Below are 14,561 nucleotides of genomic sequence, written 5' to 3' on the forward strand. Positions count from 1 at the left end.
AAGCCTGCCCGGGTATAGGCTTTACTTGGAGGCTACGTCTGCCGAGCTGCCACAGGTGCCGGTGACCACATTGAAGTTGCCGCAGCGCAACGGCGCGCGCCAATCACTGATCAGGTCTTTTGAACCCGGCAGGAAATCAGACCAGGCATCGCCAGCCACGGTAGACGGGGTTTCCCAAACCACCGAGAACTGGCCGTTGTCCTGAATCTCGCCAATCAGCACCGGCTTGGTGATGTGGTGGTTCGGCATCATGGTGGCGTAGCCGCCGGTGAGGTTGGGTACGCTCACGCCGATGATGGCGTCTTTGACCGCATCTACCTCGGCGGTGCCTGCTTTCTTGACTGCCTCAACGTACATGTTGAAACCAATGTAGTGCGCTTCCATCGGGTCGTTGGTCACGGCCGCTTCGTCACCCTTGAACTCCACCCAGGCGTCGATGAAGTCGTAGTTGGCGTCGGTGTCTACGCTCATGAAGTAGTTCCAGGCGGCGAGGTGACCAACCAGAGGGCCGGTGTCGATACCCGCCAGCTCCTGCTCACCCACCGAGAAGGCCACCACCGGAATATCCGAGGCGGAAATGCCCTGGTTGCCCAGTTCACGGTAGAACGGCACGTTGGCATCGCCGTTGATGGTTGAGACCACCGCGGTTTTCTTACCGGCGCTGCCGAACTTCTTGATGTCGGAGACGATGGACTGCCAATCGGAATGACCAAACGGCGTGTAGTTGATCATGATGTCGCTGGCCGCCACACCTTTGTCTTTCAGGTAGGTTTCAAGAACCTTGTTGGTGGTGCGCGGGTAAACGTAATCGGTGCCCGCCAGCACCCACCGTTCAACGCCGATGTCGTTCATCAGGTAGTCCACTGCCGGAATCGCCTGCTGGTTGGGCGCTGCACCGGTGTAGAACACGTTTTCGGAAGACTCTTCACCCTCGTACTGAACCGGGTAGAAAAGCAGGCCGTTCAATTCTTCGACCACCGGCAGCACGGATTTTCGGGACACCGAGGTCCAGTTGCCGAAGATGACGTCGACTTCTTCTTTTTCCAGCAACTCCCGGGCTTTCTCGGCAAACAGCGGCCAGTTAGACGCTGGGTCAACCACCACCGGCTCCAGCTTGCGCCCCAGCACACCACCCGCCGCATTTTGTTTTTCGATCAGCATCAGCATGGTGTCTTTCAGTGCCGTTTCACTGATCGCCATGGTGCCCGACAGGGAATGCAGCACACCCACTTTGATCGGATCTTCCGCCGCCATCGCGTGGAAGGAAACCGACAGTGCCAAAGCAGACAGGCCAAGCTTTACGTTTTTTTTCAGGCTCATGGTGCACGTCCTTTTCGTTGGGTAATGAGTCGTTAATCGAATCTGACCTTTGCACCGGCCGTTCCAACCCACCAACAAACCAATAAAAAACAGACACTTATGATTTATAAGCCTGAGATTACCTATGTTTTAACCTCGGATGCTTACGATTTATGGCCTACTTTTGGTGCCATCCCCGGCGACCTCGCTCTAAGCTGGTGCACACCGATTTCGGGGTTTCGCTCTGCTCTGGTGCATACCTGCCAAAGCTGTGCATTTACGGTTCATCGGCACCAAAGAATGAATATCCATTCACCGCGAAACGCACACGTTTGTGAGATATATCGCACACGGCGGGGAGATTCTGTCCGATTCTTAATATACCGACCCTGCGTAGACTGGTTGTTGTCAGGGATGACAAGCCAGCACGGACGTTGGCTCAGGGATGGAAACTCAAGGATTTGAGAGTTGCCCGAAGGATTAGGGCGTACAGGGAAGAACCAGGGATGACGTGCTCAGGATGACGCACAGCCTGACGGATCAGGCAGGGGTCAGCCACGGAATTTCAGGGGGCACACGGATTGTGTCCTCTTCCGTGCATCAGTCCATCTGCTTTTCTCACTTTCTGCTTCCACGAAATACCAGCCACTTTGCAGCGCCAGCAACCTGCGGGTTGTCTCACCTGATTGATCGATAAAAACAGCCTCTACAATCAGGAATCACCCATGAAACACACCTCTTTTTTCGCTGCCCTTGTTCTGCTGTTCAGCTTGGTAACCGGCTTTGCCCACGCCAATGAGCCAACCGAAATCAACATCAATGCGGCAGATGTAACTACTCTGTCTGCTTTGAGCGGGATCGGCCAAAGCAAAGCCGAAGCCATTGTGGCTTACCGTGAAGCCAACGGCCCGTTTGCCTCCGTTGAAGATCTGGCCAATGTAAAAGGTATTGGCGCCCGCACTGTTGAGAAGAACGCTCAACGTCTTGCTGTAAAATAAGCCATTCCGGGGGGCGCCCTGCCCCCTTCCATTCGCCTATAGCGAAGTGTGCCTGCCACTGTTAGTCTGCTCGGTTGATTCTCTGTGGCTTGGCAAGCTTTATGATTCAAGGCGTTCTGTTAATTGCACTGGCGTCCCTGCTTTGGGCGACCACCAGCATTGTCGCGAAATTCCTATTCGGCGGCTCTGATCTCGCACCCATTACCCTCGCCTTCTTACGCTTGGTTGTGGCGCTGCCGTTTTTCTGGGTTTTAATGCGCCGGGAGCAGCGTCAACTTCGCCGGGATAATCCTGACGGCAATGCGGTGGGCAGTTCGCTGCGTTCGCTGAGCTGGAAAGCACTCCTGCCGTTAACCGCACTTGGGCTGTTTCAAGCCCTATACCAAGGCAGCTATCTGGTTGCGGTCGATTTGTCCGGGGCGGGTATCGCCACTCTGATTTCACTTTGTCTGCCGCCCGTCTTCGTCGCCATTCTGGCCGCCCCAATCTTGGGTGAGCGGCCAACACTCACCACCTGGATTGCCGCGCTGGGCGCGGTTATCGGCACCGGCATGCTGGTGCTGGGCGACATAGATACCACCGGCACCCTTCGGCTTGCCGGCATTCTTATGTCACTCTTGGCGGCTGCGGTGTACACCGGCTTCACGCTGACCAGCCGTTACAACTCGGTGGGCACACCCGCCTTCACAACGGCGTTTATCTGTTTCTTCACCGCGGCTCTGTTGTTGCTGCCAGTGGTGCTGCTCACTGGTGGCTTCGCGGCGCTGGAAACCATGGCACTGAAGCACTGGTTGATGGTGTGTTACATCGGCGTGGTGCCCACAGGCATTGGTTACCTGATGTTTTTTACCGGCATAAAAAGCACGCCGGCAACCCTGTCTAGCATTGTGGTTACGCTGGAGCCTTTGTTTGTCGCGCTGTTGGCGTGGCTTATTCTGGGGGAAATGCTGGGTACGGTGGGCGTGGCAGGAGCCATTGTGTTGGTGGTGGCGGTGATTGTTGCATCGCGCAGCAACACCGCGGCCGGAACCAACCAGAACGGTTGATTCCGGCACTCGGCGCGGGGTGAGGCTTAGCCGCCCTTACGCTGCTTTTCCAGCATGTTTGGCTGCAGGATTTCGATCCAGTAGCCATCCGGGTCTTTGATAAACGCCAAGCCTTTCATTTTGCCGTCGTCCGGGCGCTTCACAAACTCGACACCCAGTTGCTCGAAGCGTTCACAGGCACTGTAGACGTCCGGCACGGCAACGCCGATATGGCCAAAGCCTTGCGGCTGATCGTTACCGTTGTGGTACTCGAAATCGGCATCGTCTTCGGTACCCCAATTGTGGGTCAGCTCCAGCATGGCTTCGCGGCCGAAGGTGTAGGTTGTCCGGTGACCGTCATCAGCGGGCACCCGCTCGGCTTCGGCATCGTCCAGATACGCCAGAAAATACAACGTGAACTTCATTTCCGGGAAGTCCAGTTTACGCACCAAACGCATGCCCATCACTCGGGAATAAAAGTCCAGAGAACGCTCCGGATCTTTAATTCGCAGCATGGTTTGGTTAAACACGTAACCTTCGGTTTCGGGAACCGGCGCGTCATGCAGGCCAACGGCCTGTTCGAAATGCTTTGGCATAATGGGTCATCCCAATGTGGTTCAGACTTGAACCAAAGTATATGCGTGCATCCGGCGGCCTTTTCAAGCCCCCACGTGCAGTTACTTAGCCTATGTTAAGCTGTAGTGTTGTTAGTCCAAGCCAGCTTCGCAACCCGATTTAAAGAGTTTTCAACCATGGATTTTCAAGCCCCAAATACTTTGGCCGAACAGATTGCCGGCTACCTGGCCAAGCGCATCATGACGGGGCAGATTCAGCCGGGCGAGCGTATTCAGGAAGCCAATCTGGCAACCGAACTCAAGGTAAGCCGGGCGTCGGTAAAGGAAGCACTGTACACCCTTGAACGCTGGCATCTGGTTGAGATCACCCCGCGCAAGGGTGCATCGGCAACGCAGATTAACGCCGAGTATGCCGCTGAACTGTACGATGTGTACATGCACTTGCTGATCATGCTGGCCACCCGTTTATGCGAACGCTGGCAAGAAGAAGACAAGCCTGTGGTGATGACGGCTGTGCAACAGGTGATTAATCAGATTCAGAATCACGGGCGCGACTTGACCGCGGTTGTTGAAGCCAGCTTTGGCGTAATGGAAGCCTGCTGCGAGGTGGTGGGTAATCCCTACCTCACCGAATCTCTGTCTAACTTTAAACCTGCAGTCAGCCGAGCGTATTACCTGAGTGCCCAACGGTATCGGCAGGGGCTCGCACAAACCCGCCGCTTCTTCAGCGAATTGCAGCCCGCCGTGTTGGCCCGTGACACCGTTAAGGTGCGCGAGCTGATTGAAATATTCGCCGAGCACCAGAAACTGCTGATCCAGCAAGCTTTGGCTTAACGCCTTCTGTCACATTGCGACAAGCGTCACAGTTTGCTGGCGCCTCTCGCCCTACAGTATATCTGTTCAAATAACGTTCACCGCAGCCTTGGTTTTGTTGTCCCTGCGGGCAATCAGTTGGCGTTTTCGCCGCTGCTATAACAAAAACAAACCGTCTCAACCGGGGCCAACATGTTTACTCGTATTCCTCTCTGTCAATTTATTACCGGCTTGTGCTTTGCCAGTGGAGCCGCACTCCCGCTGTCTGCCTTCGCTGATTTCAAGCCGTTAACGGACTCCACCTTGTCATCGGTTACCGGACAAGCCGGTGTGACCATTGAGCTGGAAACCAAGCTTAATATCGATCGCATCACCTGGACCGACGAAGGCGCCCTCAGCGTTAATGGGTTTCGCTTATCGGGCCACAACGACACCACCCTCGACAACTTGAAGCTGACCGTCGATATCGCTGGCGACGGCGAAGTACTGGAGTACGGGTTTTCAGAAATAGCCCGCCGCGCCGCCGCGGGCCAACTGGATACGTCTAACCCCGATGTTGCTGACGCGCTGGCCAAATACTCGGTGGGCGGCAGTTTCGGCAAAGCCTTTAACAGCGGAGACATGGTGATTCATCTGGGCGCTACCGATTACGGTGACCCCGCCAACCTGAACGATTACCTGCGAGCGGTCGATTTTGAATTGGGCATAGACAGCCTGACCACTTCCGGCTCCGAAGGCAGCGCTAACCTGTTCTCGAACATTCTGTTGCAAGGCTACGTCGGCCCTACGGATCTGATCATTCGTAACGGCGGCACCTCTACCCGCACACTTGGCAACGGCAATACGGTGTCGGGCTCGGAACTGCAATTGGATACGCATTTTGAAATCACCAACGGAAGCCTGGATTGGGATGCCGCTGACCTGATCTTTATTTTCAATTTTGCTGCGGTGGGCATTGAAGGTTTGCAGATTCATAATCGCCGGGGTAACGACACCCTTGGCCACTTCGGTATGGCCAGCGCCACCGCAAAGCTGTCTCAGGGCACCAGTGCCGGTTCGGGCAAAAGCGGCCTATCCATTCACGATGTCGAGTTCCGAGCCGACATTGATATGCCTGTTTTCAAAGTGGGTGGCACCAGCATCGGTTCCGTTCAGTTCACCGACTTTGCCATTAAAAACACAACGATGATGGTTTACGGCCACTAACTGCTGGCAGTTATTATTGATCGGTTTACACTGTAATGACGTACTTTCTACGCCAGTTACTTCGGCGCAGCATAAGGAGCATTCAGTGAGCAATATTCCCGTTGGCATTAGCACTTGCCTGCTAGGCAAGGAAGTTCGCTACGATGGTGGCCACAAACATTCCCGTTATTGCACACAAGTGCTCGCGCAGCACTTTGATTTTCGCTCTATCTGCCCCGAGCTGGAAGCCGGTTTAGGGGTACCCCGCCCCGCGATTCACCTGCGCGAAAAAGACGGCGAACTGCGCCTGATCGATAACAAAGGCACCGCCGACCATACCGAGGCAATGGATGACTTCATTCAACAGGTGATGCCGTCGTTAGCAGATCTGCGCGGTTATATTCTGATGGCCAAATCGCCCAGCTGCGGCATGGAGCGCATCAAAATTCACGACGCCGATGGCAAGGTTATGAACCGGGATGGCCGGGGCTTGTTTGCCGAGGCGCTGATGAAAGCCTACCCGTTGATGCCGGTTGAAGAAGAAGGCCGCCTGAACGACAACGTGCTGCGGGAAAACTTCATTGAGCGGGTGTTTGCGTACGACGACTGGATGCTGAACGTGGCCGGCGACAAGCTCACCAAACAGTCCCTGCAGGATTTCCACAGGCGCTACAAGTTTGCCCTGTTGGCTCATTCCGAGAAAGTTTACCGCCAGCTGGGGCCCATGCTGGCTGATCTGAAATCCGAACCTTTGGAAGACATTGCCGAGCGTTACATCCACGGGTTTATGGAAGCCATGACCCAGCGCGTCAGCCGAGGCGCCCATGTGAACGCTATGAATCACCTGTTGGGTTATCTGAAAGATGATATGAGCGCCGCCGACAAAGCCGTGCTGCTGGAACAGATTGAGGCCTATCACCGGGAGGAAGTGCCTTTGGTGGTGCCGATGACGCTGTTGCGTCTGGCTCAGCGCCGGGAGCCTGTGGACTATTTAAGTACCCAGAAATACCTCACACCCTACCCTGACGAGCTGGGCTTGCGAAACAACGTATAAGCCCGGGGTTAAACGCAAAAGGGGCAGAGAGTTGTACAACTCTCTGCCCCTTTTTTATCCGCACACGGTTAGCTTCGCTTAGAAACCGTAGAGCAGTGATACCGCCAATTCGGTGTCGGTGCTTTCCGAATCATCAGGCGCATCCGATACGTGCTTGACCCGGTACGCAACCTTCATGGACAGGTTGTTCATAATGGAGCTTTGCAACGAGGTTTCCGATCTGGAGATCGTGTTGTTGTCATCCAGACCGATTTCCGTGCTCAGTTTCTGCCGGAACAGGGAGTTTTCCGACAATCCGTAGTCGAACTGGGCAGCTAGCCGCGCAATGGCGTCTTCTTCCACGTCGCGCCCGGTATCCGGATCAACTTCCATGCGCTTGTTGTAGCGATAACCGGCACCCGCAGAGAGGTCGAGGAACGAGCGCTCACCGGCTCGCCAAACCCGATTTCCATAACCGGTGGTGACCGACGATTCGAACTCGTAACCAGAGAAGCGGTCGTCTTCCCAGTTACCGCGCAAGAACCAGTATTGCTGTTCATCGAACTTATAGTTGGTTTCCAGTGCGGCTCTGTACTCTTCAGCGGTGGTTTCGTCGTCAGCTTCGGTGTACTTGGTGCTGAACTCACCGCTGTTGCGCCAGAATTCCTGTTCATTGATCAGGCCCAGGCGGCCGTTTATCTTGGTTTCGTCGGTGTTGCCTGACGTCATCAACACGCCCAGCTCGGCCTCGCCTTCCCAGTTTTCACTTTCTTGAGCTTGCACCAATGGTGCAAAGGCCAGACAAGCGATAACGAGCGGCTTCCTGATCAACATACTATCTCCTTAGTTTGGTTTAATCTTACGATGACGCCGATTTACGGGCGCGCTCGCCTTCCAGACTTTTCCGAGCCTGACGTTCACGCTCTGCCTGTTTGCGTGCTTTCCGTTCGGCAATAATTCGGGCTGCTTCGCCACCTACGTGGGCTTCACCACGTTGTTCCGCCAGGCGCATTTGGCGTTCGCGCTCTTTGAAGCGGGCCTTCTGTTCTTCCGTCAGTGACTCGATGCACTGATGGCAGCTCACCCCTTGTTCATACTCCGGGCGTAGCTTGTCGTCTTCAGTAATCGGGCGACGGCACGCGTGGCACTGGTCATAGTCTCCCCGCTCAAGATTGTGATTAACCGTGACCCGATCATCAAATACAAAACATTCACCTTTCCACAAGCTTTGCTCTTGAGGCACCTCTTCCAGATACTTCAGGATGCCGCCTTTCAGGTGGTAAACCTCGTCGAAGCCCTGCTCTTTCAGGTAGGCGGTGGACTTTTCGCAACGGATGCCGCCGGTGCAGAACATGGCGACCTTTTTGTGTTTGGCCGGGTCGAGGTTTTCTTTCACGTAGTCCGGAAATTCACGGAAGGTGTCTGTGGCGGGGTTTAGCGCGTTCTGGAAGGTGCCGATTTCGACTTCGTACTGGTTGCGGGTATCCACCACCAGCACTTCAGGGTCTGAAATCAGGTCGTTCCATTCTTTGGGATCTACGTAGGTGCCCACCACCCGTTTGGGGTCGATGCCTTCAACGCCCATGGTGACGATTTCTTTCTTAAGTTTAACTTTGGTGCGTTTGAAGGGCTGGAATTCTACGAAGGATTCTTTGTAGTCGATGCCGTCGAATCGCTCGTCGCTAGCGATCCAGGCTTTGACGGCGTCGATGCCTTCGCGGCTGCCGGCGATGGTGCCGTTGATGCCTTCACGGGCCAGCAACAGTGTGCCGTGCACGTCTTTTTCCAGCATCAGGTTTAGCAGTGGGTCGCGTAGGTCTTTGTAATCGTTAACAACTGCGAACTTATAGAGTGCGCAGACAACTACGTTGTTGCTCATGTTTTTCTCCTGCGGGCCGGATCGTAAATCCGGAGCATGATTGATGGTTTTCGCGGGCTTGGTACCAGCTTCGGGGGCGATTTTAACGCACTTTTGGTTGGGTTCAAGGTAGGGGTTACCGTGGACGGGTGCCTTGGCGCCGCCTTGCACGGGGGAGTCCCTTCCAAAATACGCTGTGGATACGTCCTTGTACGCTCGGCTCCGCCATCCATGGCTGCGCACGATTTTGGAAGGGACTCCCCCGCACAAGGCTACCGTTGTGCTAAACCGGGCCGCTGTTCGCAAGCCCGTCAGAAGCCTTAGTCTTCGGCTTTATTTAGTTCACGCTCTACCACTGCCGACAGCTGGCCCCAGCCGGGGCGGGTCAGTTGGATATTATCGACTAGCACCGTTGGTGTGCTGGCTACGCGCAGTTGCATGGCCACTTGCAGGCTTTGCTCGACAGCTTCTTTGTGCAGTTCTGTGGTCATGCAGCGGCGGAAGCGGCGCTCTTCAAGGCCTAGGTCGTTGGCGTAGCGGGTGAAGGTGGCAACCGGATCGTTTGAGCCGCTCCAGGCGGATTGCGAGCCGTAGAGTTTGTCGTGCATGGCCCAGTATTCACCCTGGTCACCGGCACAACGTGCCGCTTGGGCTGCGGGCATGGCGTTCGGGTGCTGGCGTAGTGGCAGATCGAAGTAGACGAAGCGGACTTTGCCGGATTCGACGTATTCTTTTTTCAAACGCTGGCTGGCTTCGGAGAAGCGGGCGCAGGCCGGGCACTGGTAGTCGGCGAATTCACGCACCACCACAGGGGCGTCTTCTGCACCGACCGAGGTGCCGTATTGATCGAAAATAGCCGGAAACTCGTCGGCGTTCTCGGCGGCCACCGGCAGGTTGCTGGAGGTAGGCGCAGGCGGCGTGGTCATGAAGTAGACCGCAGCAATCACAGCGACAACAACCACTGCAGCTATTGCGATATAAGCCGGTTTTTTGTTGCCTTGGTTACGCGGCGCAGGGGCGCCTGTTTGTTTGCGTCGCTTTGCTTCACCCATTTGGGGCTCCTTGTCAGGTGTCCGGATACTGGCGGGCGAAGGTTTGGAGTTCGGGGAAGAACTCCAAGAAATTCGCCTCTAGCACCCGCTCATTCTCCCGAATTTCATCAATTATTCCAGTAAATTGATTGGGAAAACGAATACGTTCGGCTACCCGATCCAGGGCGAATCCGATGTTGTCCAGTTCCTGATAGGCACTGAACCAGTCGTGTTCCACCATGCGTCGGGTAACCCTGATCATGGCCGGTGGCATGACCGGCTCTTGGGCGCTGAGTTCCCGATATACAGTGTGTATGAACGCGGTTTGTTCGAAATCGCTATAACGATGCCAGTGCCGCAACAGGAAGTGGTCGTAGAGGATATCCAGCGCGACACCGGCAAAGCGCCGGCGCTGTTTGGAGAAGAGCTGCTTGCTGGCCAGCACCTGTGGGTGTTGGTCGGTGAAGTTATCCACCGCCAGGTGGTGGCGGACGCCTTCCAGAACCGGTTTCGGCAGCCCTGCCCAGTCGATGCCTTTGGTGAAGTCGCCGAGAATGCTGCCCACACGCGCCTCGGCGGAATCCGGCGCGAGAAACGTATGGGCAAGATGGTTCATGGGTTAGTGCTCCCTCGGGCTAGTGCGAAATCACTTAGCCTTAATCATCGCATTCGATTCCGGTTGCCTGAAACCCGTCGGTGACTTTTTGGTATTCGACGCTTACAACGGCACAGTCGCGCCAGCCTTCGTTTTCACTTCCTACGTTTTGATCGTAGGTTATCTCGACGCCCAGGACAGTAAGTTTTCTGGAGCTTGGGTCGTCCGCGGTTAACTGCCCGGTTAGCTCATACTCACCGCTGTCATCAGACTCGATTTCAATGTTGAGCGCTTCGAGATAGCTGAAAACGCCATTCGCATCTTTTTGTTCGACACCTTCCACTTCCAGAAACTTCGCTTCAGAGAGCGGCGTTTGGTCGTCATCGTCTCTGTCGATCAACGTACTATTGGTAATCCGAACCCGAACACCTCCGACCTTCAACTCGTTTTCTGCCGAACCTTCAAAGGGGGTCAACACTGCAGCTTCCACTTCCGCATTGCCTTCGAACAGTTCAATTTCTTCGGCATACAGTCGGCCAGACTTGATCTCGCCCTCCACCTGAACCAGCAGGCTATCGGCGATGCGTGACCGGGCGAAATCGTCGAACTCGGTGTTGTCGTCATAGACAACCTGAATGCCGTTCAATGCGAAGGTTGAGCCGGACACGTTCAGGGACTGCACCGGGCCGGTCATTTCTATTTCGCCACTTTCATCTGAGAGGAAGCGGCGGTCGTCCGAGGCACGGATTTCGGCGGCGGTGACATCGCCGCCCTCGGAGAGGAAGCGGCCTTCCACCTCAACCAATGCTCCTTTCACTATGTCATTGATCGTGAGTTCACCGGGGTAGCTGACGTTCTGGCCACCGCGAATCCATTGATCGCCAATCCGGAACTTATCTAACTGAACCTCGTCGATTCGCCCTTCCAACTCCAAGGGGTAGTCAGAGCCCGTGGTTACACTACCTATATAGCTGGCTCGGTATCCATCAGCCGTGCGCCAGGCACTGACTCGAACCTTCATGCCCTCGGTAAGCTGGCCACTAGTAACACGCATCACCGTGCGGCTGTCGTAGCTGATACGTTGCCCCAGAACACGGAAGCTGCCCGATTTGCCTGCACTTTTGTCTGGCAAAACAACATCCGTCACCGGCCCGCGGAAGGTGTCGTCGTATTTCAGCGCTTCGGCTTTGCCGGAACCGTCTTTGTTCCACTCCCCTTCGATCCTTAGAATCATGCCTTTTTCAAGGTCGGCTTCGGTCGAAATATCGTCGTTGCTCTCAACACGCTGATTGACGATGTCGCGGGTTTCAAACTTCACGCCGTTTACAAACACGCTGCCAAAACCCGATACCGGACCGACACTGGAGCCCGTGCCTCGAATACCGCCATCCGCAATGCTGGTGCCACCACCGCCTCCGCAAGCGGCCAAAATGCCGAGCGCGATCGGCGTAAAGACTAGCGTCAGGCGTTTTTTAATGGATACCGGATTCATTAGGGTCTCCTGCCAGCGGTTCAGGCTGGTGATGGTCATCAGATAAAGTGGAATCCGCAGCGCTGCGCGCCTGAATCGGATCTTCAAAATAAAATACCCCCACACCAGTGCGCACCCGCTCTCCTGAATGACTGGAGGAAGGTTGCGAAAGGTCCTGGTCATACGGCGCCAGCCATTGGTCCAGCTCTTCCAGCAATCGCTGCGACCTCTCGGCCGCAAACTGGTGCCAGCGTGCGATCACTTCCGGGGGGATGTTGTCGTAGGTCAGTGTTCTTTGAAACAGCGGCGCACGGCCAGACTGGCTGTCGGTAAGGTTATGGTCAATCGTCGCGACGAGATCCGACACGTCTTCACCGAAGATCTGCAGCATTTCTTCACTGTCGCCTGCGGGCACGTAGGCGCGTTTCTGAAGGTGCAGTTTGCCGGTTTGTTCATCCGCGGAGACAACGCCTACCCGAAACAATTCGTCCAGAACGGCTCGAGGCGGCATATCGCCGCTGTATTTGCGCACCAGATCGGTGAAGCTGCCTTCACCTTCAAAGGGCAGCATGGCTGGCTGACCATCAGCCGATTGAAAGGCAGTATCCCGAACCCAACCAGACACCACACGGGACGCGCGGTTGGCGTGGGAGCGGCCTTCAGAGCCGGAATGTTCACCGGCCAGCAAATCACGCTGACGTTTCACTTCTTTACGGGTGAGCCCCGTCATCACGGCGGCTCGGGAATCGGTTGGTTTGCGTCGCCCATCGGTAAAATCTTCAAGGGCCGCTTCCACATAAGCACGCTTCACCAGATCAGCAAATTCGCTGAACGGAATACCATTGCGCAACAGCAATCGGGCCAGAGGTCGAAGGATGCGATACAGCGCTTTGTGGAGAGGATTGGTATTGGGTGTCGTCATGTTTGGGATTGTATTCCCATAGCTAGCCTGAAAGCCAGAAGGGGCTGCCTTTCGGCAGCCCCTTTCGTATCTGAGCGATTATTCACTCAGATCGCCGATCAGTACGAAGTCACCACCTGTGTTCTGGGTGTACTCAACTTCTACTTCGTCACCTTTGCTAATGCCCGTCACGCTGTGTTCGTTGAACAGAATCTCCAGGTTCATGATGGTGAGGGAAGTTTCCCCAATCGCATCAACACGCCCTTCGATCTCAGCCACATTACCCTCGTCATCGTCTTCACGCTCGATGGCAAAGGCTTCCAGGTAGCCGCCATCAGTATTGCGTTGGCGGCCTTCCACTTCCACGTAATCGCCTACCTGAAGTGCGTTCAGATCGTCTTCCCGGCTTTGGCGCTTGTCTGAATCGGTTTCGATGAGCGTGTTGTCGGTCAACCAGACTTTGACACCACTGACGGTCAGAATTTCGTTCTCGCGATCGAATTCCTCAATTTTACCACTCAGTTCAGCATCGCCTTCCTGACCTTCGATCTCCTCGGCGATGAGCACACCGTTACGGAACTCGCCTTCTACCTTCACGTAAGTGCCGTCCTGAAGGTTGCCGCTGTCCATGTCGTCGAATTCGGTGTCGTCAGAGAACTGCACTTGCACGCCGTTGATCATAAAGGTGCTGGCAGATTCATCGAATTCGAAGACATCACCCGAGATTTCAACTTCGTCGTCGTCTTCGAACAGGTCGTCTTCTTTGTCGATCTCTTTGGCCATCAATACGTCACCCTGAAGGTAACCTTCAACTTCAACCGCCATGCCGTTCTCGAGATCGGCCAGATCAAAGTCGTCGTCGCCGCTGGCCAATTCGTAGTTCACGCTGTAACCGCCGATGGTGAAGGTCTGCGCTATTGCATCAAGGCCCGCCACAATGCCTTCGAGTTCTGCTTGGTTGCCGTCGTCGTCAAATTGAATCCCGATTTTCTTGGCGCCTACGTAACTGGCACGGAACTGACCGTCATCGGTGCGCCAGCCGCTCACACGTACCCGGTAGTTCGTCGGGTTTGCGGCCAAATCACCAACGGCTGCGCCCCGGAATACGGTTTTGCCGTCAAGGGCGACATTCTGCCCCAGTAGAGTGAGGTGACCGGTTTTAGCGGCGCTATCCCAACTGGCTTCGGCAAGTGGGCCGCGAAGCGTGTCGTCGTAGGCGACCTCGCTGGCTTGGCCCTCTCCTTTACCATTCCAGCTGCCGCTGACTTTCAGCACCATACCTTTGTGCAGCTGATCTTCCCGTTCCAGGCCATCGTTGCTGGATACGGTGCCATCAGTTTTGAACCGAGTGCCATTGACATAAACACTGCCAAAGCCGGTAACGGCACCCACGCTGCGCCCCTCAGGGCCGGCACTTGCAGATGAACTGCTGCCAGAGCCAGAACCGCCACACGCGATCAGAGAACCAGCCACTGCACCCATCACGATCATCTTCACTGCTACGGAAAGTCCATTACGCTTCATCTCAATTCCCCTGTTTGCTCAGCTTTGTCACAAAAAACTTTATATGGGATTATTTTCCCAAAATCAATAATGGGAATTTAATCCCAAACTGGCAATTTAGCAAGCTCCTTCTGCTTACGTTTTGTAAATGTTTTAAGCCAAGCGACGAAAGTGAGAAAAAGTATCCGAAAAAACCGTGGTAACGCGCGTGACTAAAAGCAATTATCATTAGCAACCCAACCATTACTCACTCATCCACCCTGGTTGTATTTTT

At 55.1% G+C, this 14,561-nt stretch carries 14 protein-coding genes; 5 read left to right on the forward strand and 9 right to left on the reverse strand.

The window, feature by feature from the left end:
• Positions 1-21 precede the first annotated feature (21 nt).
• Positions 22-1,320 carry an urea ABC transporter substrate-binding protein gene (urtA, locus tag MWU64_RS01120; RefSeq protein WP_247059550.1) on the reverse strand — a complete coding sequence of 433 codons (1,299 nt, stop codon included), beginning with the start codon at positions 1,318-1,320 and terminating at the stop codon, positions 22-24.
• Between the two features lie 704 nt (positions 1,321-2,024).
• On the opposite strand from urtA, the gene MWU64_RS01125 reads away from it, so the two are divergent.
• On the forward strand, positions 2,025-2,297 hold the full coding sequence (locus tag MWU64_RS01125; RefSeq protein ID WP_247059552.1) for a ComEA family DNA-binding protein: 273 nt from the start codon (positions 2,025-2,027) through the stop codon (positions 2,295-2,297).
• A gap of 101 nt (positions 2,298-2,398) precedes the next feature.
• Complete coding sequence (locus MWU64_RS01130) at positions 2,399-3,343, forward strand: DMT family transporter (RefSeq protein WP_247059554.1); 945 nt, start codon at positions 2,399-2,401, stop codon at positions 3,341-3,343.
• 26 nt (positions 3,344-3,369) lie between these two features.
• Here MWU64_RS01130 and gloA read toward each other — a convergent pair whose 3' ends face one another.
• Positions 3,370-3,918, reverse strand: a complete 549-nt coding sequence (gloA, locus tag MWU64_RS01135; RefSeq protein ID WP_247059557.1) for a lactoylglutathione lyase — start codon at positions 3,916-3,918, stop codon at positions 3,370-3,372.
• Positions 3,919-4,074: 156 nt separating this feature from the next.
• Here gloA and MWU64_RS01140 point away from each other — a divergent pair, with 156 nt between their 5' ends.
• The 3 genes from MWU64_RS01140 (at position 4,075) to MWU64_RS01150 (ending at position 6,949) form a co-directional block, all read left to right on the forward strand.
• Positions 4,075-4,731: a GntR family transcriptional regulator gene (locus MWU64_RS01140; protein WP_247059565.1), complete on the forward strand. Its 657-nt coding sequence runs from the start codon at positions 4,075-4,077 to the stop codon at positions 4,729-4,731.
• Between the two features lie 171 nt (positions 4,732-4,902).
• Positions 4,903-5,916, forward strand: a complete 1,014-nt coding sequence (locus tag MWU64_RS01145; protein ID WP_247059574.1) for a DUF6160 family protein — start codon at positions 4,903-4,905, stop codon at positions 5,914-5,916.
• An 85-nt stretch (positions 5,917-6,001) separates the two neighbouring features.
• Positions 6,002-6,949 carry a DUF523 and DUF1722 domain-containing protein gene (locus tag MWU64_RS01150; protein ID WP_247059585.1) on the forward strand — a complete coding sequence of 316 codons (948 nt, stop codon included), beginning with the start codon at positions 6,002-6,004 and terminating at the stop codon, positions 6,947-6,949.
• Between the two features lie 78 nt (positions 6,950-7,027).
• Here the strand turns inward: MWU64_RS01150 and MWU64_RS01155 are convergent, their stop codons facing one another.
• The 7 genes from MWU64_RS01155 to MWU64_RS01185 all read right to left on the reverse strand — a co-directional run bounded on the left by MWU64_RS01155 (position 7,028) and on the right by MWU64_RS01185 (position 14,308).
• Positions 7,028-7,762, reverse strand: a complete 735-nt coding sequence (locus MWU64_RS01155; protein ID WP_247059586.1) for a DUF481 domain-containing protein — start codon at positions 7,760-7,762, stop codon at positions 7,028-7,030.
• Positions 7,763-7,787: 25 nt separating this feature from the next.
• Entirely contained in the window at positions 7,788-8,807 is a 1,020-nt protein-coding gene (locus MWU64_RS01160; RefSeq protein ID WP_247059588.1) for a rhodanese-related sulfurtransferase, read from the reverse strand.
• A 299-nt stretch (positions 8,808-9,106) separates the two neighbouring features.
• Positions 9,107-9,838 (reverse strand): thioredoxin domain-containing protein, encoded by a 732-nt coding sequence (locus MWU64_RS01165; RefSeq protein ID WP_247059596.1) that lies wholly within the window; start codon positions 9,836-9,838, stop codon positions 9,107-9,109.
• Between the two features lie 13 nt (positions 9,839-9,851).
• Positions 9,852-10,433, reverse strand: coding sequence for an ACP phosphodiesterase (locus tag MWU64_RS01170; protein WP_247059598.1), 582 nt, complete (start codon positions 10,431-10,433; stop codon positions 9,852-9,854).
• A gap of 40 nt (positions 10,434-10,473) precedes the next feature.
• Complete coding sequence (locus MWU64_RS01175) at positions 10,474-11,904, reverse strand: DUF5666 domain-containing protein (RefSeq protein WP_247059607.1); 1,431 nt, start codon at positions 11,902-11,904, stop codon at positions 10,474-10,476.
• The gene (locus MWU64_RS01180; protein ID WP_247059609.1) at positions 11,885-12,805 is read right to left on the reverse strand and encodes a DUF6502 family protein; all 921 of its coding nucleotides are present in this window, start codon (positions 12,803-12,805) and stop codon (positions 11,885-11,887) included. Before MWU64_RS01180 ends, MWU64_RS01175 begins: the two co-directional genes overlap by 20 nt.
• A 78-nt stretch (positions 12,806-12,883) precedes the next feature.
• The gene (locus tag MWU64_RS01185) at positions 12,884-14,308 is read right to left on the reverse strand and encodes a DUF5666 domain-containing protein (RefSeq protein WP_247059611.1); all 1,425 of its coding nucleotides are present in this window, start codon (positions 14,306-14,308) and stop codon (positions 12,884-12,886) included.
• Positions 14,309-14,561: the final 253 nt, after the last annotated feature.

Origin of the sequence: Marinobacter sp. S0848L, assembly GCF_023016065.1 — a bacterium.
Taxonomy (GTDB): domain Bacteria; phylum Pseudomonadota; class Gammaproteobacteria; order Pseudomonadales; family Oleiphilaceae; genus Marinobacter.

What these genes read in the sequence shown, in the direction of transcription:
- MWU64_RS01165 (WP_247059596.1), bottom strand. Translation starts at nt 9,838, where the DNA reads ATGGGTGAAGCAAAGCGACGCAAACAAACAGGCGCCCCTGCGCCGCGT.
- MWU64_RS01185 (WP_247059611.1), bottom strand. Translation starts at nt 14,308, where the DNA reads ATGAAGCGTAATGGACTTTCCGTAGCAGTGAAGATGATCGTGATGGGT.
- MWU64_RS01155 (WP_247059586.1), bottom strand. Translation starts at nt 7,762, where the DNA reads ATGTTGATCAGGAAGCCGCTCGTTATCGCTTGTCTGGCCTTTGCACCA.
- gloA (WP_247059557.1), bottom strand. Translation starts at nt 3,918, where the DNA reads ATGCCAAAGCATTTCGAACAGGCCGTTGGCCTGCATGACGCGCCGGTT.
- MWU64_RS01130 (WP_247059554.1), top strand. Translation starts at nt 2,399, where the DNA reads ATGATTCAAGGCGTTCTGTTAATTGCACTGGCGTCCCTGCTTTGGGCG.
- urtA (WP_247059550.1), bottom strand. Translation starts at nt 1,320, where the DNA reads ATGAGCCTGAAAAAAAACGTAAAGCTTGGCCTGTCTGCTTTGGCACTG.
- MWU64_RS01175 (WP_247059607.1), bottom strand. Translation starts at nt 11,904, where the DNA reads ATGAATCCGGTATCCATTAAAAAACGCCTGACGCTAGTCTTTACGCCG.
- MWU64_RS01160 (WP_247059588.1), bottom strand. Translation starts at nt 8,807, where the DNA reads ATGAGCAACAACGTAGTTGTCTGCGCACTCTATAAGTTCGCAGTTGTT.
- MWU64_RS01145 (WP_247059574.1), top strand. Translation starts at nt 4,903, where the DNA reads ATGTTTACTCGTATTCCTCTCTGTCAATTTATTACCGGCTTGTGCTTT.
- MWU64_RS01170 (WP_247059598.1), bottom strand. Translation starts at nt 10,433, where the DNA reads ATGAACCATCTTGCCCATACGTTTCTCGCGCCGGATTCCGCCGAGGCG.
- MWU64_RS01140 (WP_247059565.1), top strand. Translation starts at nt 4,075, where the DNA reads ATGGATTTTCAAGCCCCAAATACTTTGGCCGAACAGATTGCCGGCTAC.
- MWU64_RS01180 (WP_247059609.1), bottom strand. Translation starts at nt 12,805, where the DNA reads ATGACGACACCCAATACCAATCCTCTCCACAAAGCGCTGTATCGCATC.
- MWU64_RS01125 (WP_247059552.1), top strand. Translation starts at nt 2,025, where the DNA reads ATGAAACACACCTCTTTTTTCGCTGCCCTTGTTCTGCTGTTCAGCTTG.